We start from the raw sequence: 24,391 nt of genomic DNA on the forward strand, positions 1-24,391 counted from the left end.
TTGCACCAACAAAAATTGATGTATTTTTATTACACCGTATAATCCCAAAACCCTTGATTTACAGTTTAAACCCAATAAAAACAAGGTAGTTTTATGGCGCATTTTTTTAGATTATCTGGGTTTATACGGAGTGGTGCAAGATTTGAGTCTTGTGGAATATCTGCGGTGGACGTAGCACCATGTTAATTAACCCTACTGACCTCTGCTGTATGTGTATGTCCAAAATAATGTCCACAATTTGTGGACATTCTGTTTTTTCAGCATTGCTGTTACCGCACATTGGCGTAGGACTCTTACCTCGTCACGCAAGCTATATCAATATTATGGGAATTATGGGACAATTTTATGCAACAAGGAAGTTTCAATGTTTCTAGCCAAGGGCTTACGCAACCAAAATTTGTCATTGCGACTCGAATCCAGTGTAGGGAAGCAATCCCATAATTTTAGTCGATTTTGTTGCGATCGCCTCCGACGGGTGTTTCGCGATCGCACACTGCGGTAAGATTAACGCCAAAGGAATAAAGTAATTATGTACCTTATGCGTAAGTCCTATAGCCGCTAATTCATCCCGCAAAGGGAACAACACCGTATTTACTGCTGCGGAATATACAACGGTAGCAAGAAATGACGCATAGACATTTCCACCTCTGGATTTGGTCTATCTCCATGAGGAACTAACATAGCTGGATGATCTGATTGCTGTAAGTGCATTTTGATACTCGTACTAGGAATAGCTTTAGCAGCTTCTATCAAATACTTGAGATTAAACTGAATATGCAACATCATTTCTGTGGGTAAATTAGCAACAATCACCAAATCCCCTTTACCAAATTCCCGTTCAATAGATAACCGTAATTGCTGCAAACTGCCATCAAACTGCAAATAAATTCCTTGCGCTTTCTTATCCGTTAATACAGCTAACCGTTCCAGTGCTTTAACCAACGGTGCTTTTTCTACAATCACTTCTTTTTCAAAACTAAATTGAGCTAACAATTGTTCACAATCAGGATAAATTCCTTCCAGAACTGGACAGCTAAGAATGACATCTTGCCAAGCCAAACCCAAACGATTACTTTGGGCATCATACAGCATATTTATTGATTCTACATCATCACCTAAATTTCGTGCTATTTCTCTTACCACACGACCAGGCAGAGTGAATTTAATCATCTCGTCAGATGTAACTTGTTGACGTGGTTTTCTACCAATTCCTTGAGTTGAAACTTCAGTAATAGCAACTCGATGTCCATCAGTACCTATCAACTTTAATTTCTCCTGTGTAAGTTGAACATGAACTCCAGTGACAATATATTTATTTTCATCAGTGCTAACTGCATAAAGCACACCTTTTAAGCCATCTTTTAAAACTATTGTTGGCAGAGAAACAGGAGTAGTATCAATGATATTAGTAGGTGGAAATTCTTCAGCATTAATACCTCTAATTTCATATTTACCATCGGTATCAGATATACCAAGAGAATATATCTTTGTTGACTGCTCCTCTTCTGTCAGTTGTGTCATTTGAGTTTGACTATTCAGAGAAATATTACCATGAGGAAAATGCTTGACTATTTCAAATAACATTTGCACTGGTACAGTAATTTCCCCCTTTAATAACACCTGCGCTGCAAAACTAGCTTGAATTGTTAATGCTAAATCTGTGACAGTTAGATGTATTTGTTGTGTTTCAACATCTGCAATAATCAGGACATTGGCAAGAATAGGATGACTAGGTTTAGCTGGTGTAGCACAATGGACTAAAAATAGCGCATTGTAAAATTTAGTTTGTTCACAAATCACTTCCATCCCTAATTCTATGATTGGTTGAGGATTTGATTCCTTTTTGGGAGATTTTTTCTTTGTCTTCTGCTTTTGATTTGGTTCATCTAAAGTGTCAGAAGAGATATTATTCCTTTGCTTTTGAGTTGTTTTATCTGAAGCGTCAGAATTGATAGAGGTAGTTTTTTTCTTTTTCCGCACAGGGATTTTTGTTGATACTCCATCTTCTATTTCAGTAGTAGCAGCATTTTTAGTTTTTGTCTTTTCTATTTGAGGAGTAACAGTATTTGTTTGTTTCGCCTTTTCTGTTTCAGTAGTAGCAGCACTTGTTTGTTTTGTCTGCTTTGCAGTCTTTACCTTTTGTTTTTGCGCTGTTTGAGTCATGATCCTTTATCTCTAATTGCATCATTACTATAAGACTGCGGTAGCAGACAGTTAGGGACTTACAAATGTAAGGATTCAGGTGTTTGAAACCCAGTCACAGAGACAGTTCCAAAATTGAATTTTGTTTATTAACATACCTTTAGTCGCAAGTCGCAATAAGGAACGAAAACATAGGCGTTACACAAATCTTATTGAGAATATAAATTTATGCCTAATCCCCGGAAACCATTATCACGAAAAGGTTGTAGGGATTTTGGTATGACCTGAATCCTTACTTATAAATAAAAAGTATTCCCTCGCTTTCATGCCTAGTTATGGAGAGATAAACAAAGGGGTTTACTTAAAAAATTGGATAACAATTTATTTTTGGGAGTTCAATAATACCAAATTAATATGAAGTTGCATAGAATAAGATTTCAAAAACACTTGACTAAAGATAACCTTTAAATTAATTAAAGGATTTCCTCATTCTATGCAGCTTCAGATAAAATGGTAAGCTGTTGTGCATTTAATTCAGATAAAACCAAGTAGCAAGAAGATACAGCAACTATAATAACTTGACGTTTTTGGATTATCCAATTTAGCCGCACATCAGCTGTTCAGATTACCGAATTACTAAAATACGCTGTCTAGCTCGTGAACTAGCAACATAATACAAGCGATTAAACTCCTTAATTTTAGCTAGAATTGATTTATTATCATCTCCCCGTTCTGGATTCAATCGCTTACTCAAATCTTGTCCATCAATACCAGCTTCTAAGAAAGTGCTACCTTGACTATTATGCACAGTTAATGCAAAGCAATTTCTGATATTAGCAAACTGTTCTAAATGTTTATAGTATTGCTTCCACAGAAAAGGATTACGTTTGGCACTTCTGAGCAACCGTTGCGTTTCTTGTTTAAATCGTTTCTCTTCATCTTCATGTAGAACGTAGATTTGACGCACAATTCCTTCATCTGTTTCTACCTTCAATCTCCAAGCATCATAATTGTTATAACGTTCTGTAAACACATCTACAACATTAAATTCTGTAGATGTAGAAAGAATGGCAGTTTTCCCATCAGGAGCTATCACCGGATCTCTGGTAATTAATCTTTCTCCAGGAATAAATCTGTTGGCATTCTTCCCATACAAATATGTACGAATTTGTTGATTATAAAAGTCTACTTGGGCATTAGTCCATGATAAAATACGGAAACAATCTGGATTATGCACAAACTCTTTAGACATCTTTTTGTAGGCATAGCGTAGTAAAGTTTGGCGTTTTACCATGAGCGAACCGTTGCTTTTATCAGGTAGATATTTAGCAAAAGGACTAAATGGTAGTTTACTTTTAGTAACTGCATAGCGAGCAGCAGTAACAAACTCTAATAAGGGGCTATCAATTCCTTGACGGACAACTTGAGTTAATACTGCTTTATTTGCTACTTGAAAACTGAGAGATTTTCTTTCATTGACTGGATTTAATTGTGCAGGATCACCCATGAGAATAATTTTGATTTGTGTCCAAGGTGATGATTGATTAGCAACATTTTCAATCCAGTGCCAAAGTTGTTTGCCAATCATGGAACATTCATCAATAAAGACAACATCAAATAAATTAATGTACGATGGTCCTATCTGCTCAAGTATTTTCTCTTTACCTCTAGTCACCATTCCTAATCCTAGTAATTGGTGAATTGTAAAGAATTCTACGTTAGTTACTCCATTTTCTGCTGCCATCCTTCGCAGTACACCTACAGCTTTATTTGTGGGTGCAGTTAATACAACTTTTTTACCTGTGACTACCAGGACTTTTACAAGTTGAAAAACTATTGTTGATTTTCCTGTTCCGGCAAATCCTACTAGCAGAAATAAAGCAGCAGTGACGGTTGGTTGGACAAATGTCCACATTTTATCTAAGGCTTTTTGCTGCTGTTGAGTAAATTGAAATGGGAAAGAATTTGTGGTTAAGAAAGTAGGAAGTGTTTGTAGCATAGTTGCTTCGTTAATTCCATTCATTGATCCACTCAATGCAGCGTTAGCTGTTTGGTTAATTCAAAACCACACTCTTTTTAGTATCAAATATTTAAGTAAGTCGGCTTGAAAAAACCGAGGTATGTTACAAAAGGCAAATTCCCTGAAAGTCTCTTCCCTTTTGCCTTGCTATAACGATAAATTTTAACGCCTACCTACTTATTAAGGGTATAAGAGCAGTCATAACAAGGTTATTTCATTCTAGATTTAAGCAACTAATTTAGGTATTCTCAGCACTCGTGAGATAGAATCCCTGAAGGCTAAAATCAAGCATTCTTGTAAATACATAAAAAGTCAAATTTTAGAATGAAACAGCCGTGGCAGTCAGAGGTAAGTCTTTCTGAAGCAATTAATTTGGGGACTGATATCATATCCCCCTTCAGCACTTGCGATATAAATTGTTTGTGCAGAAATCCAAAAATTCTTTTTCCCCCTGCATCTTGCCCCCATGCAGTTCCTTAATGATAATAAGTATTTAACAGATCATGATAAATAATGGGACAGAATTAATTACACAACTGATTTTTCTGTTCCCTGTTCCCCGTTCCCTGTTCCCTCTCTCAACGAGTGAATTTAATTTTGTCCGACTACTTATGATACCTGGGAAATAGAGATGAAGTGGCATCAGAGATTAAAATAAAAGACGTAAGCATTTTCCAGAAAGATGACATATCCAACTGCTCCTTGGAAACTTGAAGGCTATGCGATTCAAACCTTGCACTTAGTTGATATCAAGCAAGCTGTTCCTTTTGTTCCCTCCGAATTAGAAATTGTTTCCCTTTTACCCGGTAAAACTTTGGCGGGAACTTACATATCTTCCTATGAAGCTGGTTCTTTATTGGAATATAATGAATTGATTGTTGTTCCGGCTTTTGTACGATATCAAGGATATATTGGTGCTTGGATTTCCCATATTTATGTAGATAATGAAGATTCTGTCGCTGGAGGTAGGGAAATTTGGGGATTACCCAAAGAAATGGCTAAATTTAGCTGGGATAATCATGGTCAGGTTAGTGTTAAACAAAATCAACAGCAGTTATACCAATTATCTTATAAAAAAGACTTGTTGAGCTTATCTACATGGTGGCAACAAGAATTTAGAGGTAATGCTTTCGGCGGTTTAGGTTCTGAGTTGCTATATTTTCAAAATAATTTTAAGTCCCAAATTAGCTTATTAAAATCTAATTTAGAAATTCCCCAACACAGCCCTTTTACTTCTTTAGGTTTAGGTCAGCCTTGGTTAACTGTAAAATTACAAAACTTAGAATTATTGGCTGGTGTACCCAAATTACTTGGTAATGAAGTCATTAATTTGAGTTATAATTGATTATTAATACGGCAATTGAATGATATTACGAGTAAACATACTAGAAATTATTTGCTAAAAATTTGTGCGTGTCTATAGTTATCATGGGATACCCAAAACACTGGAAAGAACTAGCTAGAGATATCAAAGAAAAAGCTGATTGGCGTTGTCAAAAATGCGGGCGTGTTTGTTTACGTCCTGGTGAAAAACCACCTGACAATATTAAACCCCGTGCCTATAACCTGCAAGTTCACCACCACAATATGAATCCTGCCGATAACAGAGTTGAGAACCTAATTTGCCTCTGTAGTGGATGTCATCTAGGATACCATAGAGGAGGTAAGGGTAACGTTTCTCCTGGTCAGTTGTCACTGTTTGATATGTCGGGATTTTCAAGCGAGGAAAGTTTTGATAGCTGTTCTTGGGCGATCATCGCCTACGGTAAGCGATAGCGCAGTCAGTTCGCCTGTTAACTGCCAGTGTTGAAGGGGAAACCAAGAATATTGAAAACCTCCATTAGTAGCCACACCCATTGTCAATATTATTTTTATATAGTACAATTGAACTATGTTTGCGAAAAAATTGGTAATCACAGTCCCCTGGTGTAAGTAGGTGAACAAAATAAAAACGAGGGGTATTGCGTTTTGTAAAATGGCTGAAACTCAATCAGAATATCGCATTGAGGCAACTTTACGTACCGTTACATACCTTTAAATTTTTCTGTTAACCTACTTAGAAGGGGATTTTTTGTATCAAAGCAGTAAATTTAGGTGCTTAACAGCTTAGAAATAAATTCCAATTAAATTGATAACTGACAACCGACAACTAGATAAGTCCCACAAAGCGTTTATTTTTTTGGTAATAGCGGTTTATGTACCCAAGTTTAGGTTTAATATTTTTACATAGGTTTTTTGTAGAGGATAGTAATTTATGATAACAGCAATACAACAACAAGAAATCCTGAATTTACGGGCATTGAATTTAACTTCTAAACAAATAGCTCGAAAACTAGGTGTCAAAGTATCAGAAGTCAATGCAGTGATTAAAAATCAAGTAGAACAAACGATATCGGATAGATTAGCTTCAGGAGAATTAGACCCTATATATCAGTGTTTAGCAAGTGAGAATCTTGTCCAATTGTTATCAACAATCCCAGCAGACAACAGCCTCAAAAATCTGTTGACAAAAATCATACCCGTAAAGAAAAATGATATTAATAGTGGTTTAGGATTAGTAGTTATTGCCAGGGAATCTCGATACAATAAAATCACTTTTTGTAGTTACCTTTTAGATGTATGGTGCTTGGGTGTTAAAGATGCCATGCCACCACGTACAGTAGATACAATAAAGTTTAAAGAAGCTGTAGCAGCATTATTTGATCTCTTTCCCGGAAAACCGCAAGAGATTCCCCTTGAAGTTGCCCAAGGGATGATATTTAGTGCTTGTGAATATGCAGATAGCTTAGGATTTCAACCACACAAAGACTTTGAAAAATCACGAGCGCACATTGGAGAATGGGATGGAACAATACGTATTGAATGTGGTCGTAACGGGAAACCATTCTATGTCAATGGTCCCCACGATAACCCCACAAAAATTATGGAAACATTGAAGAAAAGCAGGGGTGAAGGTAATTTTGATTTTATGATTGGTTCAGACCCTGTTGAAGATGATTTTTGGTAAACTTAATCTTTGTAATCTTGGCAAGCATGATATCAAATGACTTGCCAATGACAAGCAATAATCATTCGTAAGTATTCAGCCGTCAGCCGTAGATTAAAAAACATAAAAGCCAATTAAATTAATATTATTTACTATTGCCTCACCGGATAAAACAACCCATCACTAACCTGAAATTTCCATCCTAAACTACTGGGGTCACGATTCCTAGACCAGCTAATAAATTCCTTTTCGCTTTTGGTTTCCCATTCATTCATTAAACTCTGTTGTGTCACCCCTAACCGCATGGCTAAGTTCTCCGGTGCAAAAGAATTGATTTCTACTGGTTGCTGATATTGGTATGGATACGCTGAACGCCGTTGTCTAGAGTTACCACCACTGTATCTGCCAGAAGCAAGCGATCGCTCAATCTTTTCTAAATGTTTACCAATGATTTCTAATTTACTTGCTAAGAGTTCATCTTGTTGAGAAAGGTGAGTAGAGAGTGATTCTAGTTTATTTTCTACCTGCTGTAACTCGGTAACTGGTAATTCCACACTGCTATCAAACTGTGCTATCACTTCCTGTAATGCTTCCAGTAACGCCGTTGTGTGTCCTTCGCGGTGGATTTTTGATAGTTGCCGTACTACAGAAATTAGTACAATTGGCACGCGGATCATCTCGCTGGGCGGGGTTTTCTTGATAGTCATGATATCTGTGCTTGATATCGAATATTGTAACGGAAATGGTAAATTTCTTTGCTTGTATTTTGCCAACACAAATTTTTCTGCTGTACTAAGTTGAAGCTGTTGTGTATTTAATTTGTATAAACCTAGCGGGAAGATGCCCGCTCTCGACTTCTGCACATACCTCGGTGGCTATCAAGGGGAAACTGGCTGGTAGGTCAGGTGGTGCAGATCAATGCTAAAGTAATTATCGAAAAGACTCATTTTCGATAATTGTATGCAGCCACCCCAAGAGTCAAATTCACTCGCTAAGGTGAACCCCTTTGCCATTACCGCTGAACGCGATTTGTTGGCAGAATTGTTGGTGGGCAAGCGTAATAAAAATACCCGTCATGAATACGCTAAAGATTTAAATAAATTTTTCCTGTCTGTGTGCGGTCAACAACCAACTCCCGCTTTGGTGGGACAATTTCTGCAAATGGATAGGTACTCGGCTGTAACGCTGGTTTTGCGCTACAAGGCAGAGTTGGTTGATTTGGGTTTGAAGGAAGCTACTGTTAACCGCCGCTTGGCTGCAATTAAGGCGTTAGTTAACTATGCCTATAAGGTGGGTAAGTGTGATTGGACGTTAGCTGATATCAAGAGTGAAAAAATTCAACCTTACCGAGATACTTCGGGTATTACTCCTGAATCTTTTAGAAAAATGCTGTCGATACCAGACCGGGAAACTATTAAAGGTAAACGGGATTATGCACTGCTGCGGTTATTGTGGGCTAATGCTCTGCGACGGGAGGAAGTTTCTCACTGTAATATTGAGGATTTGGATTTAGAATTACGGACTTTGAGTATTTTGGGTAAGGGTAAGGGAACTCAGAAGGAAAATGTTGATTTGCATCCTAAAACTTGTGATGCTTTGCAAGATTGGTTGTGGACAAGGAAGGAATTAGATATCAAGCAACCGTTGTTTATTTCTCTGCGGCCTCACTACGGACATCGGCTGACGGGGGATGGTATTCGCAAAATTGTGGTAAAGATTGCTAGTGTGGCGGGGATTTCTAAAGTGGTCAGCCCCCATAAAATTAGACATTCATCGGTGACGGCGGCTTTGGATGCTAGTGGTGGAGATGTCAGGAGTGTGCAGAAGTTAAGCCGTCATGCCAATCTGAATACTTTAATGATTTATGATGATAACCGCACTAAAGCCCAGGGGAAAATTACTGCTTTATTGGAAGATTTGGTTTGAATTATATTTATTGGGAACATTTACGAAATAACCGCAGTTCGCTACACCTTATATGAGTGAAAAGCTTGCATTGGAAGCTTTTCACACCAAATGGCGGGATTTTTCATCAATCGTTGCTATACCCAATATTGCGTGCGATCGCTCAACTAATTTGTTTTTCCTTATCATCCCCCGTCCCTACTGAAAATTGCTGTAATATTACTCCACAGTAGTTAATGAAAAGTGGGGGGTTTGGTTTTATGATTCTGGTTTATTTTGTAACCATTGTTCTAAATCAGTGACAGTGGAAAAATCCAGGAGTGCTTCACCTAGTGATTCTAATTGGTCAATTGTTAGGGTGCGAATTGTGTCAATTAATGATGATTCAATTTCGCCAACGCGCCGATTTAATAGTCGGATAATGAGTTGTTGTTCTCGTTGTATTCCCTGTTGTATTCCTTTTTGTTCACCCCGTTCCATTGCCAGTTCTTCTGTGGGACTAATGAATAGCATTTTCTTTTCCTCCTCCCAATGTTTGATTTTAGTTACTAATCCTCGTTGCAATTCTTTGGGTAAACCCCTGATACGATACAATCAACTCTTTTACTCATCAAATCGCTTTCTATAGGTGTCGAATAGTTCACTAATCTTCTTTGGTTCGGATACAAGTGTTCCCCGTTCATCACGGAATGTGCGATCGCTCGCGCCTCGGAAAGATAGCCAGTTAAAACTTGTAGTAACAGCAAATTTCCTATCAGAAATAAGAATTTTCGCATGGGTATCTCCCAAACGCTTTAGCTGGAAATTCTTTCCGTACTCAATGGCTAATTGTTGTATTTTCTTCTCGGCTTGGATATCTTCTTTGTACTTTTTATCTTTATCGTCTTCTCCCAAACCATACCCAATATAAACTTGCACTCCCCGCTTCAGGAGATTTTCAAAATCTGCAAGAAACCATTTATTTACAGAACTAGCTCGAATCCAGGGTGAGATAATCATTAAACATTCTTGAGTATCACGGAGAGCTTGTTCCAGAAGCGGACGGTGTTCTGACATATCTAACCAACGCATGGGAACTGTAGCTAGGAGCGAATTCAGCTGTGTCCGAAGTTCTTCAATTTGTTTTTGTGCAGATTGAAGTTGCTGCTCCAAAATAACTTTTTCATCTTCATTTTCAGTTTGTTCAAGGTTACTTTCAACTTTTTCTATTTCAGCTACAATTTTTGCTTGCTTAGTAGAAACTTCCGACTTAATAGAATCAATTTCTTCTAGTCGAGCTTGATTAACAAAATCACTTCCTAAAACTTCTTCAGCTAATTTTCTAGGGGAGCTTTCTTTTAGAGTTTCGACAATGCGAAGTTTTTTAATTCCATTAGAACGAGCAAAAGCTGCTTCATGTTCACTGGAAATTACATCATCAATTAAAAATGCCACCTGAACATCATCACTATCTTTAGCTTTATATATAAGAGCCAAAGCTTTTTCAAAAAATCTCTGCCTTTTTTCAATTGCTTTTAATGCTAGTAAGTCTTTCTCTTCTTTATATCGGGCTTTACTAGCTCCTTCAATTTGACGAATAATTCTATCTACGTCTTTAAGTTTGATATCAGATAATTCTGGAGGTTTATTTGGAAACGGATCAATCTCTAGAATTTCTTGCTCTCGTAAATCCTTGTGTTTTAAAAAGTATGAATTGCTGCCATACCAGTGTGGATATCGTAATAATCCATCAAAATCTATATCAAATGTACGCTCTTCTGGAACAATAATTTTAGCTTCTTGGAGAGTTGTAATACCCTTTTTCGTCAATTTCCAAACTTGTAACCGAGAATCATCAGGAGCTATAAGGTCAATATTTTCACTCATTCTTAAATTGACCATTGCATCCTTTAAAATTTGCTTTTCTATACCAAGGAAAGCACTAATATCTTCTTCTGAATTAAGCCCAGCATCAAGAGCCTTTAATACAAATTCCTCTATTGGAGGTATTGGTTTACGTAATTGTATTAAAGCTTCGATAGTTACTTTATAAACTGGTAAACCTACCTCTTTACAGGCTACTAAATCGAAACCTGTTCTATTGTAACGCAGCAGTTCATTGGCTGAGAGAGAGATAAAATTGTCTAAATTCATAATTTTGTTTACCTATTTTATTTACTTACCATTCATCGCTTCCATTAAGCTACAACTTTCAGGATGGCGTTCAATGTAATCTAAGACTTGGTACAAAGGATTATTTTTTGAACTCCGACAAAAATGATGATCTCCCACAATCACCAAGCCAACTCTGCCTCTAGATAAAGCAACATTTAGTCGTGCTTCATCTCTAAGAAAACCTATTTCCCCTTTTTTGTTTGAACGAGTGATAGAGTATACAGCTATATCAGCTTCACTTCCTTGAAATGCGTCAACTGTAGCGCACCTAATGGTTAATCTTTTCCAATTATTTAATTCTGTATTAATTCCGCGATTCAGCAATTTTAATTGTGCTGAATAACCACTTAATACTGCCACACTATAGGTTTTTTCTGCTGCTTCTGCCATTGTATTAATTTGGCGAAGCAGATTAATAATAGTTCTAGCTTCACAGCTATTGTTATAACTGGAATTAGCACGTTGCTCTTGATAATTTGGCAGATTAGAAGTTGTCAACCAAGTTACTGGTTGTGGTAAAACTTTAGCCAAATTTGCATCTATATCTTTTCTGGCACTTCTCAGTTCACCTTGATAAAAGCACTCACTGATTAGATTACCAATTGGCTCAACCATCCGATGCTGAATTTTTAGCATCTTACAACAACTGTCAGGGAGTGTTCTTAGCAGTCTGTCAAATAAAGTTTCTCGGATGTCATCTTCAGTTAAATCATATTTTTCTAAAAACTCTGCATTGCGGCTGACTTCATCTTGGAAGGGTGGAAGTTGTTTCGTATCACCCACAAGTATCCATCGCCGAGTTCTCGACATCGGGACTAATACTTCTGTTGCTGTAGCCTTTGATGCCTCATCAATAATGCAAAGGTCAAATTCTATGTCCTGAATGTATTTAGAAATGCCAATACAAGTTCCTGCTACTACAGCAGAACGTTTGATCAGTGGATCATTAAAATTTTCATTACGACCAAAACAGTCAAACCACTCGGCTTGAATACTAATTAGTTGTTGTAACATTTTAGCATCTGGAGCATGAGGGTCAATCAACTGATTGCTCTTTGCTTCTAGTTGATTAGCGTTGAGTTTTAATAATTCCTCTTTAGCAATTCCTGTGAGTTCTTGGAGACGCTGGGCTTTGGCTTTATGTTGCTCTCGTGCTTGTTTCTGTTCTTCACGCAGTTCTTCAAGTTCACTTGTAAGACGCTGAAATTCATCTCTTTTATCTTTGGGAATTTTCTGTTTAGCTGGTAATTTGGGATTGTCTATGTCATAGTCTATGGGGTAAATTTCATATAATTCTTGTTTGCGAGTTGTTGCTTCGGTTTTTAATTCATTGAGCTTTGTGACTATAGCTTTTAGGTCTTGAAATAAAATCGCTTTTTCTAATTCTTGCGGCGAAACACCTCTTTTAGTAGACCAATTAGTAATAAATTTCTTACTGGTAGTTACAGCCTGTTCTCTCCATTTCTCCATTTGTTCTTCCAACAACAGAGAGTGAATGTTTTCTGAAACCTGTTCATGATTACCAAGCCGCAACAATTTTAAGTTAAGGTTTTTGTCTTGAATCCGTTCTAGTGCATTATCCAATGCTACATGAGTTTGTGAACTCAACAGGATTCTGGCTTCCGGGTTTTGTTTAAGAGTTTGAATAATTATTTCTGTAATAAAAGTTGTCTTTCCTGTACCTGGTGGACCTTGAACTAGAAGAAAGTCTTCCGTTGTTAATGCTGCTTCTACAACCTCTTTTTGTGATTCATTGAGAGATTGAAAAAACTGTATATTTTCACATATTCTAGGGGGATTGACTTCTTGAGGATTAACAAATAATTGACGCATATCAGACCGAACTGCACGGTCGAATCTAATTGCATCTAGGGCGTATTTTTGGCGATTTAATGCGGTTTCAGTAGCACGAATATCAAAAACTAGCTCGCCTGATTTTGGTAGTCTGTCTGGCTGTCCATGTTTTACATAGAGAATTAATTGCTCACTGGCTTTTTGAACAACTTCGACAACATCTCCTCCTAAAATACTAAATCCATTTTTGCGAATGATATGGCGGGGTTGTCCTGCTATATCCTTATCTGGAAGTTCTGAGATTTCAAAGATAATATGCTTGCCATCACGAGTAAAGTCGGTATATTTAATTGGCTGTTCTCGGCTTCTTTCCCACTCAGCTTTAGCTTGGAGAATATTAAACCAAGTTTTGAATAATCTTTGTTTTTCTGCTTCTAATTTTGTTTGTCGCAGGTTAGCTTCGTGTTCTTCAACTGCATTCTCTATGTCTGTAATAACGTCTACGGCTTCAGATATGAAGATTGGTCTACCAAACTTAAATTCGTAGGGAGGAATCCAAGCTTGCTCTCGATTTCTTTCTAGCAAGGCACTAGAGAAAGTATTGGCATTAATAATATCAAGGTATTCTTGTCCTACCGCTACATGATATTTATAATTAACCCCAAAAATAGAATAGTGTCCTTCTCGAAATTCTTCTTCAGGAGAGTTGAAATTACGGTTACGGTAACGGCTGATGCCACAAGCTGTATTCAAATCCTCTAGAATAATTTTTTGAATTTCCGCTTCTGATGTTTGAAGTTCGTTATTAAGATTTCTCAAGGCGTTTCGAGTTAATGTCAGATAACAAGCACGTTTTTTAGTTGACAGGATTTGCGATCGCTTTTCTTGGATACCCTTCAGTTCTGTCAGTAGCACTTCTGCATTGTGTTGGCGTTCTGCTGGATCTAAGGAAACAGCACGTTCTATGACTTCGATAATTTCAGGTGGTGCATTAAATGCAGCCACCCCTTGAAGTATGGCATCATAATCGTTAATCTCTACCTTTGTTAAGCACTTTAGTATCAGTACGCCAAAGCTGAAGACATCCCTGGTGTAAGGATAAGTGCCATCATCAGGTTCCGGTGGTGTGAAGGGACGAGATACAAACTCCCTGAGAGTAACGCTAGGTTGAAAGTAGCTTCTGAGCTTAGATATGCCAAAGTCAGCAAGTTTTGGTTTACCGTCACTACTAATTAATATATTATTGGGCTTGATATCTCGATGGCTGTAGTTGCGATTGTGAGAGAAAGCCAGAGCTTGTAATATAGGAAAACCCACTTTTTGCCAAAAAGAATCCCATTCGTCTAAGGGAGATTCTTTCAACAATTTTGCCAAATCTTGCTCCATCCACTCCAAAACCAGGAAATACTCGCCTGTAGTTTCATCCTTGCCTGAGTCAAGAAGTTCTACGATTCCTTGATGCTTTAATTCTTTGAGTGCTTGGGTTTCACGTCTGAAAGACTCTTCTAAAATATCGCCTTCAAGCTGCCCATGTTTAAATACTTTCACCGCCACAAGTCGTTCTTCTTGTTCATAATCTCTTGCTCTATAGACATCAGCCATTCCACCAGAGCGCGGTTGAGGAGATAGAGCATAGCGATCGTTGATCAAGCGAACTGGCGGCATAACTTTTAAATCTGTAGAGCTTTTTTTATTTGTAACATAGCCCTTACCTCCGTGTCTCGGTGAAAACCCATCATCGCTCTCCACCCCGATATCAATTTGATGCTTCATTTGTCCCTAACCCATCCACCACAGGAAACAAGGGACTACCAGGAGACCATAACTCCGTACTACCTGGATGCTGTTCAAAATAATCAGCCTTGGTAGTAACACGCAAAGTTTCCCTCATTCCCGGCATAGAAAATTTATATTCCCCATCCTGCATTAGTTCCACATCAATTCCTGGTGGTAGTAAAGCAGGATTTTGTAGTAATTGGTCTAAGGTTTTTAAATCATACAGTGGTTCTGGACGTGGTGGTTCTTCTAAATCTGCATCTGTTATGGCATCCAAATCAAAACCATCTGCTTGTGCCTGAAGAATACTGTTATCCAATTCACTGACAATAGTAGCTCGTTGTTGTTCTTTTTGAGAACGACTGGATAAAGCAGCAGCAGCAATACTTCTAGGTAATGTAGCTAAAATTGGTTGGAGTTTACCTACATATTGAGAGAACAAACTAATCCTTTCTCTTAATGCTAAATAAACATCTGCTTCCACAGTATCTTCATAGTGCAAGTTAATAATTTTAATATTTTCATAGACCTGTCCTAACCTGTCAATTCTCCCAATGCGTTGTTCAACTCGCATGGGATTCCAAGGCATATCATAGTTAATTAATGCTCCACAGAATTGAAAGTTTAACCCTTCGGCGGCGGCATCTGTGCAGAGAAGAATATCGGCTTTACCTTCCCGAAATATCCGCTTAGTTTCATCTCTGGAAATAACTCGCCAACTGTCATTACTGACAGCTAATTCTCCCCCACGTCCTGAAAAACAAATCACTTTATATTCTTTGGTGGCCATTAAATACTGACGCAGAAAGTCCATTGTGTCTGTGTATTGAGTAAACACAATCACCTGGGGATATTCTTGTTGTCTGATTTCTTGCAGTTTCTGGCGCAATTTTTGGGCTTTACTATCTGTTGGTAATTTCTGAACTTGTTTTAATAAAAATTCTAATTCTTGCACTTCTTCTGCTTGTAATGCTTCTTGTTCTAATTCATTAGCTTCTTCTGTATCCATTGTTTCGTCGGCAGTTTCGTCATCAGAAATATCTTCTTCATTCAGTTCTAGTTGGGAGAAGTTACGATTTTTGAGGTTGGTAACTCGCTGGCTGAGAGTACGTTCTAAAGCTGCGAAACTACTAGCTAAACGCCGACGATAAATTGTCATCACAAAGCCCACAGCATTTTTATCAGCTTGGGAGGCATTATCATAGGTGCTAGAAATATAATCTTCCACTGCTTCATAAACATTTCTTTCTGCAAGAGTTAAAGAAACAAATTCATCTTCAACATGGCGAGTAGCAATGCGACTACTAATTTTTCCGGCTTCATAGTAGCGACGTAGTAATTCACGGGTATGACGAGAAATTAAACGATTAACGGGAGTATTAGAACGCATAATTGAAATTGCTGCCCGTCGTTTATCACTGTTGAGTTGTTTTCTCGGTAAGGTGGCTTCATCTCTGAGGGCTTGTAATATCTTTTTGGTGGCTAATTTACTGCCACCAGTAACAAATTTTTTGGCAGTTTCCAGGGATGTTTCCCCAAATTCTGCTTCTACAGCCCGAAATAACCGCGCCATAAATTCCAATTGATCATGGCTGGGGTTGGCTGTACTGGCATAATCAAAGAAATATTTAAAGTTGCTTACATCCCATAGTTGTGGTAGTCCTAATAAATTTAGTAAGTCCCAAACTTCTATGGGGCTTACTTGCATGGGAGTGGCAGTTAATAATACTAATCCTTGGGTTTTTAGCTTTAACTGCTGCATTAAACGTAGTAATTGATTTGCCCCTTTCGGTTGATTACCACTCACCCCTTGACGGCGGGCATGATGGGCTTCATCTAAGAAGATTAAGTCATAAGGTTCTGCTGCATTAATTAATTCTTTGGCTCTATCTGTTCTCCGCATTAAGTGGCTAGAAGTAATCACAATGGGTTCTTGATGCCATTCTTGACGACTGACGGGTTTAATAATTGGTTCACCTAATACTTTCAAGGCTGGGCAATCATACCAAATTAATTTTTTACCGTCATAAATAGGAACATTGAGGTTAAATTTTTCTCTTAATTCTATTTGCCATTGGGTAAGAACTGCTTTGGGGGCAAGGATAAGAATCCGTTTGGCTTTACCTGCTAACCATGCTTGACGAATTAATAATCCAGCTTGAATGGTTTTACCTAAACCAACTTCATCAGCGATGAGAAGTTTGGGAGGCCAGTTAAAATAAAGGCGTTGGAAGGCACTAATTTGGTGAGGATAGGGAGTAATAGCACAGGTGGCTACACCAATATAATCTCCTGCTCCTGGGGTGGCTGCCCCAGTTTGAATCATGCGCCAAATTTGTTTAAATTGTTCTTGTAAATCTAGCGGTGTGTTATTATTAATTTCTGTTTCTTGTGGCAGAGAATTATTATTTAATTCCTCTGGGTTTTGATTATCTGTTAAATCTTGATGAGGATGATTAATTTCACCAGGATTTTGATTATCTGTTGAATTTTGATGAGAAGGATTATTTAAGTCCTCTAGATTTTGACTATCTATTAAATCTTGATGAGAAGGATTGTTTAAGTCCTCTAGATTTTGACTATCTATTAAATCTTGATGAGAAGGATTGTTTAAGTCCTCTAGATTTTGACTATCTATTAAATCTTGGTGAGGATGATTATTTGATTCCTCTGGATTTTGACTATCTGTTGAATCTTGATGAGGATGATTATTTAATTCTTTGGTATTTTGATTATCTATTAAATCTTGAGAAGGATGATTATTTGATTCTTTGGTATTTTGACTATCTATTAAATCTTCTTGATGAGAAGGATCATTTAAGTTCTCTGGATTCTGACTATCTATTAAATCTTGATGGGGATAATTATTTGATTCTTTGGTATTTTGATTATCTATTAAATCTTGATGAGGATGATTATTTAAGTCCTCGGTATTTTGATTATCTGTTGAATTTTGAGGAGAAGGAGTATTTACATTGGGAAGATTTTGATGATTATTTTCTAAGTTTGGATTTTGGGTATCAATTAATGGTATATTAATCTGAGGATGATTGTCTACTTCTGGTGTTATTTCTAAGCGTCTTGGTTTTTGGTCGTTGGCTGGTAAAAAAGTAAGTAGCTTGTCTCTAACTGCTGTAGGAACATCAACAATAAGACAGCGTTTAGCTTGATTATTCCAGAGTTTAGTAAAGCCTATTTCTTCATCATCTACATAGGTTCTTGTTCCACCCCAGTCTGTAAAAACATGAAAACTTTCCCAGTTACCTGTCCAACCTCTAGCTGTTTCATTGACGCTACCATTAAATGCTAATCTATTTCCGGCTTTATCTTGAATAATTCCGGCTTTTTCATGAAAAATACCTTGGACGGGAATTGGTTGACGTTGGGGAGAACAGGGAAGGGCTAATTTTACTTCTAAGTAATTTTTAGCTATCATCCATGAGAGTAATTCTAAAGCATCTGCTTCTGCTATATCATCAGGAATTAAGGGTAAATTTACTAGGGAATTTTCTACTACATCTTTGAGTTTTTCACCTCTGGAGATGGCTTCTGTTTCTTCTTCTCTCAGAGTACAGCCAATAATTAACCGCATGACTCCATGATTACGGATTAAACTTTCAATTCCTATGGCTGCTAAGGTGAGAATACGGGCAGAAAAATAGCCTGTGGAACGGTCATAGCGGACTGCACAATTGAGGGCTGGTACATAGAATTGTTTAATTAAACTCAGGGTGTCTGAGTCGTATTTAGTCGCCCAGGTATAATCTGTAAGTAAGCTCATTTTTAAACAAGAATAAACATACAGCAGAGTCAAAAGTCAGGAGTCAGGAGTCAGGAGTAAAACTGGCTTGGTATATATATCAATTTCCATTCAAGTGAGGTACAAGCATTAATAATTGAACGCAGATAAACGCAGATGATTTTGTACTTCATTAGAGTAGGAAACAGTGTAGGTTTTAATTTAGATTTTTTAGATTTTATACCTCATTTTTCTGCAATCTGCTATAGATATTTTTTATCATACCTATCTAATTAATCTGAGATTTGATGACGATTTAACAAAGATGTCAATAATTTAGATGCTGCCCGAAAGTTAGTTTTTTGTAAAGCTAGAATTGCTGAGGGAATGTCCACTAAATTTTGACTAGCTGCTACATCTAAAATCCCCAATAACCCAGTTACTTTTAATTTCTTTTGTTGTGCTGCTTTACGAGCAGCTTTTTCATCCAAAATAATTAAATCAGCCTGTAATTGTTCTGCTAAGAGAATAGCCTCTTTTTCACCAGGATGAAGATGCTTTAACTGGGGGTCATCTAACATGGTAACTGAGCGAATTTCTAACCATGTTGGTGGTGTATTTATCCAAGTTTGTACTTCTGGGGGTGAACCTTTTGCAGTTAGTTCTATATAAACAGATGTGGGAATTAAAATTTTTCCAAATAATTGGGGGAGAAGTTCAATTTCTCCAATGAGAACTAAATAACAAATTGGCGAAGTATCTGCAATAATGATCATTTAGATAAAACCTGATTTATAGTTTGGATATCTTGTTCTAAATCCTCTTCTGTATAATCAAGATAAGCATGATATTGTTTAAGGAACTGTTCTGTTTCCCAACGGGAAGAAAATTTGAGTAATTCTTGAATTTGTGCAGTAGTCATTATCCCACTTCTATAGGCTTCTAATGCTATGGCTTCTAAAATTTTCTGAGGTAAATTTTGCCAGTTTTGTTGTAACTGGTTGCCAATATCTTCTGGAAGTTCGATGGTAATTTGCATATCAATACCTTAATTATTGTTAGTCTGTTTTTTGATGTAGTTATTTATAGTATAGGCAGGGAATAGGGTTCATTGGTGTCAACTTAACGTAAAACTCATATTCTGCAAGGAACTCAAGTTCCTTGCTAATAGCGAAAGTCATCTCAAGATGACTAAACACTAGGAAAATTAACCAGTCCGTTTTAACGGACTTTAGCTATGAGACAGAGAATTTATTCTCTGGCGGGTGTGGAAGCTAACAGATAAGTCATTTTTTGGTTAAGTTGACACCTATGAATAGGGTTTTAACCCTAAAAAATCTGCAACATGGGTATTTCTGCCCTTTTTTGATGGATGAAATACCCAGTTAAAATTAAACATTCAACTAATTAAACATTTAACTACTTAAACATTCAACCACAATTCTAACTGCTTGGGTTGGGGTACTTTTTCACTAAATGCCAACCGTCGTAGACTTTCTAAAACATCAAAATCTTTGGCTGCTTCGGCAACGTCTCCTTCTTCTTCTGTAATTCCCGTATAAGTGCCGGAAACTGGTAATACTTCTAACACTGCCGACAATGCGATTTGAAAATCAGGATTTTTCTCAACTTGGTTACTTTCTAAAAGTTTGATACCAGCTTCTAAGCCATTGCTACGGGCGCGGTTAGCGGCGTGATGTAAGGCATCTATCATGGCACGGCTACCATCTGGAGAACCTAACCAACCTTTAGCAGCACGTTGGCTACTGTCTAATAAAACTAAATCGCTGGTTTGTTTTTGGGCTAAGTTACCGACAATTTCCCGGTCTAAGTCTACACCGACTACTCTGGCTAACCGCAATGCTTCATCGTAGGGGAAGCGGGGGGCTTCAAAGGCATCCCAAGCTAATACAAACCACTCGGTAATAGAGTCTAAATTACTTTGGCGTTTTGTGCCTAAAAGTTGTTCCATGCGCCATTGTTTTACTTCTCTTCTGGCTGCATCTAAGGCATCTTCTGGGCTGACTGCGTAGGGGTCAAATTCATCGAATAGGCTGGTTTGTTTGCTTCTTTTTTTAGTCTGCGGTGGGGTTTTGGGTGTACCGCGAGTGAGTGGCCAATGTTGGGATAATTCTTGTAAGGCTGGTCCAAAGCAGGATAGATATAAATCAACGCCTTTGATGCCGTAATCTTGGAATTCTTTGACTCGTTTTCTGACGGCTTTGGCAACGTCTTTTTCTACATCTTCCCAATAAACTGTATCTGCTTCCGCTTTGGTTATACGGGGACGACAAACAAGGAAGATGGTACTTTTAGCGGCGGCTTTATCTTTAATATGTAAGCTACCTTCTGCTTCTGTGTTGATAGGCCAAGAAGCGGTAATGGTAAAGCCAGCTTCTAATAAACCACTGGCTAAAGCATCCCAAGCACCTTGGGCTTTGTGAGTGAACATTAAGGTGAGAATACCATCTTCTTTGAGAACACGGCGACATTCTTTAAAAATGCTGGCCATGCGTTCTTGATAGTCTTTTGTTGCTAGTGCTTTTGCACCTTTTTCACCTGGGAATTTAGCCGGGTTTGCTACTGCTTCGTTTTCTTTATCTGTAAGTTGACGGGTGAAAAATTCTGGATAAATATATCCGGCTGTACGTTTCAGCCAGACATAAAAGAAATCACTTAATTCTGCATACATTACGTTGTCATAGTAGGGAGGGTCAAAGACAACTGCATCTATACTGTTATCTTTTAAGTGAGAAAGGTTATCTCCTGATTCGTTGATAATGGTAATATTAGGAGGGGTAAAAGAGGAGGAATTTAACGAATTTAATAAATTGAGTTGTTCGCTTTTATTGCTGGCTTTTTTGGTATCAATATCAGGACGGCTTAATTCAATTAGCTCTTTAATACATTTTCCGGTTTGTTCAATTGCCCAATCATAACCAAGTCCAGTAATCAAAAGAGACATTTCAGCATAAGACCATTTGAAGGCGAAGTCATGACGATCAAATACTGAGCGCATTCTTTCTGCTTCTACATTCCAACTACTTAATCTGGCATTCCAATTTAATAATTTACTAATAGCAAAACTTAAATAAATAAATGCTGCTTTTGTAGCGTCTTCTAATGTTCCGTTAGATTCTTCTTCCTCTAATAATTCTCGAAATACCTCTACACTTGTTCCATGACAAATAACTTGACGAGGAGAAAAGAAATCACACCAAGCATTGAATCCATATAGGTAAGCATCACGAGTTTCAAATCCATAAGGAACATTCTCGCTAGGAATAATATCTAACGCTTGCCAGTCAATTAATTTTTCTTCTAATCTTGCTCTTATTTCTGTTGAATTATCATCACTGTGTAAAGGTGCGCGATATCCTCTCTGCCATTTTTCTTTAGTTTTTCCTGTTTTAGTTGTGGTAACTATTCTTTCTTTATAAACAACAGCAAATAACTGTTCACCCATTTCTCCCACTTCAGCCTGAGCTTTTATGGCATCAATTGAAACAACTCGATTACAATCAGGATAGGGACATTGAGCATCACCTCTGGTTACTGTTCCAGGTGATTGATCTTTAGCTTTACTAACAATTTCAAATTCACAAATCCGTTTATTTACATCAGGTTTTAATCTTACTCCCGTACCATCTGGTGCAAGTTTCCAGTTAGGAGAAAGTGGGATAATTCCCTCACAATATGGACAGCGTATAGTGCGAGCGTAAAGATAACCATCTACTCTATTATTATTTGGTTCAGCAGGGAAAATTCCTTGATATTTTGGATATGCTTTTTTAATAAATTCTTGAGAAATACGATTATATTCTTCTAATACTTTAACTCCATGTTGCATTGGAGCTTCTAACGTTTGTTTAAGAATAATAGATGCAACGGGATTAATATCATTAGCAATAGTATCAAAACCAAGACGAATTGACTCAAAAGGGATGCTACCACCACCAGAAGTTGGATCTAAAACACTGGGATTTTCTAAACCAATTCTATTAGTTTCATATTTTAACCATTCTTTATCCTCATCTGTAGGAATATAAGAAAAAGCTCTATCATAACCATAAATATTAGTTCCTAAATTTTCGCCTGTCTTTTTAGCCTTTTCAATTTTCTTTCTAGTTGCTACTGGGTCGCCATGAATACCTAAAACGTGCAAGAATTTCTGTTTATCAGTATCCGCAGGTAATAAAGAAGCTAAAACCGCAGCCCGTGAAGCTACCAAAGGCCGTCTAGCCCACCAAACATGAAGATAATAAATAGGTGGTAAAGCTGTCATTGAGCGTCTTTCTCTAACGCTTTCTTCGCCAAGTGCTGCTACAGGTAGCCATTCTTCAATTAATCTTTTAGTCATAATTTTATACCTTAAATTAATACTATAATACAGCCTCAATAAGCTTTATTTTCAATAATTATTTAAATTATTGAAAATAATTCAAACCAATGGTTTGATTCTTCGCTCCATTCAATTTCTTCTTTTGTAATGCTAGTATCAATTTTTCTGATTTCATTGAATAATTCATATATTGCTTTTACACCTATTTCAGCATCTTTAACCCAAGGAAGACGATTATTTGAATCTGTTGGTTCAAAAGTTTTAAAGTTATTATAAAATTCTCGTGGGTCAGTTTGTGAAGATTTATAGTGAATCAGTTTGTTTCTGCTACTTACTAATTTTTTTAGTAACTCAAGAGCTTGAGAATCGGTACTAATTTCTTGTCCTGTAATAAATTTTGGAACAACAATCCATTTAGATAATAAATCTAATTTATCCAAATAAGTATTAAATTTATTTTTTGAAAGTCTAGTCGTTCCATAATAATTTATGAAAGATTCAACAGTTAATCCAGAAAAAATAATGGAAGTTATAGCATTTTCTAGAAATTCATAATAAGCATGGTCAATTGAATCTTGTTTAACCCACTCATTGCGATTGCGGTCTATAATCCAGCTTCTGACTGATTTTTCACACGACAAAGCTAATTCTAGTTTTTGTTTCGCTATCTTGAAATAAATTTTATGATGAATTATATCAATCATGTAAACTCCATTTATTTTACAATTTACAAACAAAAAAATCGGTAATTTACAACTAGAGACTAAAGCAATATTCTCTTTATTACTAATTTGATAATTTTATTCAATTAATTATTATTCCGTAAATAAACTCGGTTCTACATGAAAAAACTCTCCTAATTTTCGGGCTTGTTCTGCATTTATCTTTTCTTGTCCATTGACAATATTATTAACTATATCTTCATTCCCTAAAACTGCTACTAAATCATCTCGACTTCTTTCAGATTCTTCCAATAAAAATAATAACATAGATAGAGGATGATTTTGCTGATTAGGTTGATAATTTTCTTGTTCAAATTTTTCAATTAAAGTAATTAATAACTGATATAATTCATCTTCTTCCGGTGTACGTTTCCGGTGCATTAAATCTTCCACAATTCCTAAAGCTTGCTCATTTTCCGCTTCAGTTTTTATCAACTTGGGAAGATAAGCTGTTAATAATTCCTTGTATTTTTCCCGATTAAAAGTAAGGGTCATTTTTCCAGTTCTCCTTATCATATTCCGCGTGAGTGAGGATATACTTAATATAAATTAACTGCCCTTCATAATCTATACTAACAATCAAGCGATATTTATTCCCCTTAATATTGAAAACAGTAAAATTACTAACGGCTTCTGCTTTCGGGAAAACCTGCTGTACTTCCACTAAATTTGACTATTTGGCTTTTACAGCCACCTTATACCAATTATTCAGGGCTTCCTGACAATCTGCATGGTTTTCTGCATACTCTCTTAAGATTCTAAAACTAATAACGTGCATCGTCCCTGATAACAAAGTAAGGCAATTCTATAA

18 protein-coding genes and 1 pseudogene are annotated in these 24,391 nt (G+C 36.9%); 6 read left to right on the forward strand and 13 right to left on the reverse strand.

Annotated elements, in window-relative coordinates; genetic code table 11:
• The first annotated feature begins 364 nt into the window (after window positions 1-364).
• Entirely contained in the window at window positions 365-502 is a 138-nt protein-coding gene (locus tag ACLLO5_RS26760; protein ID WP_413176327.1) for a hypothetical protein, read from the forward strand.
• A gap of 89 nt (window positions 503-591) precedes the next feature.
• Here the strand turns inward: ACLLO5_RS26760 and dnaN are convergent, their stop codons facing one another.
• Both dnaN and ACLLO5_RS26770 read right to left on the reverse strand, forming a co-directional pair.
• Complete coding sequence (gene dnaN / locus ACLLO5_RS26765; RefSeq protein WP_413176328.1) at window positions 592-2,163, reverse strand: DNA polymerase III subunit beta; 1,572 nt, start codon at window positions 2,161-2,163, stop codon at window positions 592-594.
• Between the two features lie 604 nt (window positions 2,164-2,767).
• Complete coding sequence (locus ACLLO5_RS26770; RefSeq protein ID WP_413176329.1) at window positions 2,768-4,165, reverse strand: ATP-dependent DNA helicase; 1,398 nt, start codon at window positions 4,163-4,165, stop codon at window positions 2,768-2,770.
• Between the two features lie 679 nt (window positions 4,166-4,844).
• Here ACLLO5_RS26770 and ACLLO5_RS26775 point away from each other — a divergent pair.
• From ACLLO5_RS26775 to ACLLO5_RS26785, 3 genes are all read left to right on the forward strand, one after another.
• Window positions 4,845-5,507, forward strand: a complete 663-nt coding sequence (locus tag ACLLO5_RS26775; protein WP_413176330.1) for an acetoacetate decarboxylase family protein — start codon at window positions 4,845-4,847, stop codon at window positions 5,505-5,507.
• Between the two features lie 83 nt (window positions 5,508-5,590).
• Window positions 5,591-5,938: an HNH endonuclease gene (locus tag ACLLO5_RS26780; RefSeq protein WP_413176331.1), complete on the forward strand. Its 348-nt coding sequence runs from the start codon at window positions 5,591-5,593 to the stop codon at window positions 5,936-5,938.
• 478 nt (window positions 5,939-6,416) lie between these two features.
• The gene (locus ACLLO5_RS26785; RefSeq protein WP_413176332.1) at window positions 6,417-7,169 is read left to right on the forward strand and encodes a DNA-binding response regulator; all 753 of its coding nucleotides are present in this window, start codon (window positions 6,417-6,419) and stop codon (window positions 7,167-7,169) included.
• 131 nt (window positions 7,170-7,300) lie between these two features.
• Here the strand turns inward: ACLLO5_RS26785 and ACLLO5_RS26790 are convergent, their stop codons facing one another.
• A complete protein-coding gene (locus tag ACLLO5_RS26790; protein WP_413176340.1) occupies window positions 7,301-7,855 on the reverse strand; it encodes a hypothetical protein in 555 nt (184 codons plus the stop codon).
• Window positions 7,856-8,108: 253 nt separating this feature from the next.
• Between ACLLO5_RS26790 and ACLLO5_RS26795 the strand changes: the two genes are divergently transcribed.
• Both ACLLO5_RS26795 and ACLLO5_RS26800 read left to right on the forward strand, forming a co-directional pair.
• Window positions 8,109-9,074 carry a tyrosine-type recombinase/integrase gene (locus ACLLO5_RS26795; RefSeq protein ID WP_413176333.1) on the forward strand — a complete coding sequence of 322 codons (966 nt, stop codon included), beginning with the start codon at window positions 8,109-8,111 and terminating at the stop codon, window positions 9,072-9,074.
• 52 nt (window positions 9,075-9,126) lie between these two features.
• Window positions 9,127-9,258 carry a hypothetical protein gene (locus ACLLO5_RS26800; protein ID WP_413176334.1) on the forward strand — a complete coding sequence of 44 codons (132 nt, stop codon included), beginning with the start codon at window positions 9,127-9,129 and terminating at the stop codon, window positions 9,256-9,258.
• Window positions 9,259-9,311: 53 nt separating this feature from the next.
• On the opposite strand, the gene ACLLO5_RS26805 is transcribed toward ACLLO5_RS26800, so the two are convergent.
• The 10 genes and pseudogenes from ACLLO5_RS26805 to ACLLO5_RS26850 all read right to left on the reverse strand — a co-directional run bounded on the left by ACLLO5_RS26805 (window position 9,312) and on the right by ACLLO5_RS26850 (window position 24,358).
• Window positions 9,312-9,566, reverse strand: coding sequence for a DUF4351 domain-containing protein (locus ACLLO5_RS26805; protein ID WP_413176335.1), 255 nt, complete (start codon window positions 9,564-9,566; stop codon window positions 9,312-9,314).
• A 90-nt stretch (window positions 9,567-9,656) separates the two neighbouring features.
• Window positions 9,657-11,186, reverse strand: coding sequence for a phospholipase D-like domain-containing protein (locus tag ACLLO5_RS26810; protein WP_413176336.1), 1,530 nt, complete (start codon window positions 11,184-11,186; stop codon window positions 9,657-9,659).
• A gap of 21 nt (window positions 11,187-11,207) precedes the next feature.
• Window positions 11,208-14,774, reverse strand: a complete 3,567-nt coding sequence (locus ACLLO5_RS26815; RefSeq protein WP_413176337.1) for an AAA domain-containing protein — start codon at window positions 14,772-14,774, stop codon at window positions 11,208-11,210.
• A complete protein-coding gene (locus ACLLO5_RS26820) occupies window positions 14,758-18,558 on the reverse strand; it encodes a helicase-related protein (RefSeq protein ID WP_413176338.1) in 3,801 nt (1,266 codons plus the stop codon). Before ACLLO5_RS26820 ends, ACLLO5_RS26815 begins: the two co-directional genes overlap by 17 nt.
• Before the next feature lie 251 nt (window positions 18,559-18,809).
• Window positions 18,810-19,292 (reverse strand): DUF3368 domain-containing protein, encoded by a 483-nt coding sequence (locus tag ACLLO5_RS26825; RefSeq protein WP_413176221.1) that lies wholly within the window; start codon window positions 19,290-19,292, stop codon window positions 18,810-18,812.
• On the reverse strand, window positions 19,289-19,555 hold the full coding sequence (locus ACLLO5_RS26830; RefSeq protein ID WP_413176222.1) for a UPF0175 family protein: 267 nt from the start codon (window positions 19,553-19,555) through the stop codon (window positions 19,289-19,291). The genes ACLLO5_RS26825 and ACLLO5_RS26830 overlap by 4 nt, the downstream gene beginning before the upstream one ends.
• A gap of 384 nt (window positions 19,556-19,939) precedes the next feature.
• Entirely contained in the window at window positions 19,940-22,876 is a 2,937-nt protein-coding gene (locus ACLLO5_RS26835; protein ID WP_413176223.1) for a DUF1156 domain-containing protein, read from the reverse strand.
• Between the two features lie 62 nt (window positions 22,877-22,938).
• The gene (locus tag ACLLO5_RS26840) at window positions 22,939-23,562 is read right to left on the reverse strand and encodes a hypothetical protein (RefSeq protein WP_413176224.1); all 624 of its coding nucleotides are present in this window, start codon (window positions 23,560-23,562) and stop codon (window positions 22,939-22,941) included.
• A 111-nt stretch (window positions 23,563-23,673) separates the two neighbouring features.
• Window positions 23,674-24,075: a helix-turn-helix domain-containing protein gene (locus tag ACLLO5_RS26845; protein ID WP_413176225.1), complete on the reverse strand. Its 402-nt coding sequence runs from the start codon at window positions 24,073-24,075 to the stop codon at window positions 23,674-23,676.
• Window positions 24,059-24,358, reverse strand: a pseudogene (locus ACLLO5_RS26850) (type II toxin-antitoxin system HigB family toxin). The gene ACLLO5_RS26845 and the pseudogene ACLLO5_RS26850 overlap by 17 nt, the downstream one beginning before the upstream one ends.
• Window positions 24,359-24,391: the final 33 nt, after the last annotated feature.

Source organism: Anabaena azotica SJ-1, from assembly GCF_047275885.1.
Classification (GTDB): Bacteria; Cyanobacteriota; Cyanobacteriia; order Cyanobacteriales; family Nostocaceae; genus Trichormus_B; species Trichormus_B azotica_A.

Excerpts from the sequence above, each read along its gene's own strand:
- ACLLO5_RS26785 (WP_413176332.1), top strand. The coding sequence starts at position 6,417 with ATGATAACAGCAATACAACAACAAGAAATCCTGAATTTACGGGCATTG.
- ACLLO5_RS26820 (WP_413176338.1), bottom strand. The coding sequence starts at position 18,558 with ATGAGCTTACTTACAGATTATACCTGGGCGACTAAATACGACTCAGAC.
- ACLLO5_RS26775 (WP_413176330.1), top strand. The coding sequence starts at position 4,845 with ATGACATATCCAACTGCTCCTTGGAAACTTGAAGGCTATGCGATTCAA.
- ACLLO5_RS26805 (WP_413176335.1), bottom strand. The coding sequence starts at position 9,566 with ATGCTATTCATTAGTCCCACAGAAGAACTGGCAATGGAACGGGGTGAA.
- ACLLO5_RS26795 (WP_413176333.1), top strand. The coding sequence starts at position 8,109 with ATGCAGCCACCCCAAGAGTCAAATTCACTCGCTAAGGTGAACCCCTTT.
- ACLLO5_RS26780 (WP_413176331.1), top strand. The coding sequence starts at position 5,591 with ATGGGATACCCAAAACACTGGAAAGAACTAGCTAGAGATATCAAAGAA.
- ACLLO5_RS26810 (WP_413176336.1), bottom strand. The coding sequence starts at position 11,186 with ATGAATTTAGACAATTTTATCTCTCTCTCAGCCAATGAACTGCTGCGT.
- ACLLO5_RS26845 (WP_413176225.1), bottom strand. The coding sequence starts at position 24,075 with ATGACCCTTACTTTTAATCGGGAAAAATACAAGGAATTATTAACAGCT.
- ACLLO5_RS26760 (WP_413176327.1), top strand. The coding sequence starts at position 365 with ATGTTTCTAGCCAAGGGCTTACGCAACCAAAATTTGTCATTGCGACTC.
- ACLLO5_RS26825 (WP_413176221.1), bottom strand. The coding sequence starts at position 19,292 with ATGATCATTATTGCAGATACTTCGCCAATTTGTTATTTAGTTCTCATT.
- ACLLO5_RS26770 (WP_413176329.1), bottom strand. The coding sequence starts at position 4,165 with ATGAATGGAATTAACGAAGCAACTATGCTACAAACACTTCCTACTTTC.
- dnaN (WP_413176328.1), bottom strand. The coding sequence starts at position 2,163 with ATGACTCAAACAGCGCAAAAACAAAAGGTAAAGACTGCAAAGCAGACA.
- ACLLO5_RS26830 (WP_413176222.1), bottom strand. The coding sequence starts at position 19,555 with ATGCAAATTACCATCGAACTTCCAGAAGATATTGGCAACCAGTTACAA.
- ACLLO5_RS26840 (WP_413176224.1), bottom strand. The coding sequence starts at position 23,562 with ATGATTGATATAATTCATCATAAAATTTATTTCAAGATAGCGAAACAA.
- ACLLO5_RS26835 (WP_413176223.1), bottom strand. The coding sequence starts at position 22,876 with ATGACTAAAAGATTAATTGAAGAATGGCTACCTGTAGCAGCACTTGGC.
- ACLLO5_RS26815 (WP_413176337.1), bottom strand. The coding sequence starts at position 14,774 with ATGAAGCATCAAATTGATATCGGGGTGGAGAGCGATGATGGGTTTTCA.
- ACLLO5_RS26800 (WP_413176334.1), top strand. The coding sequence starts at position 9,127 with ATGAGTGAAAAGCTTGCATTGGAAGCTTTTCACACCAAATGGCGGGAT.
- ACLLO5_RS26790 (WP_413176340.1), bottom strand. The coding sequence starts at position 7,855 with ATGACTATCAAGAAAACCCCGCCCAGCGAGATGATCCGCGTGCCAATT.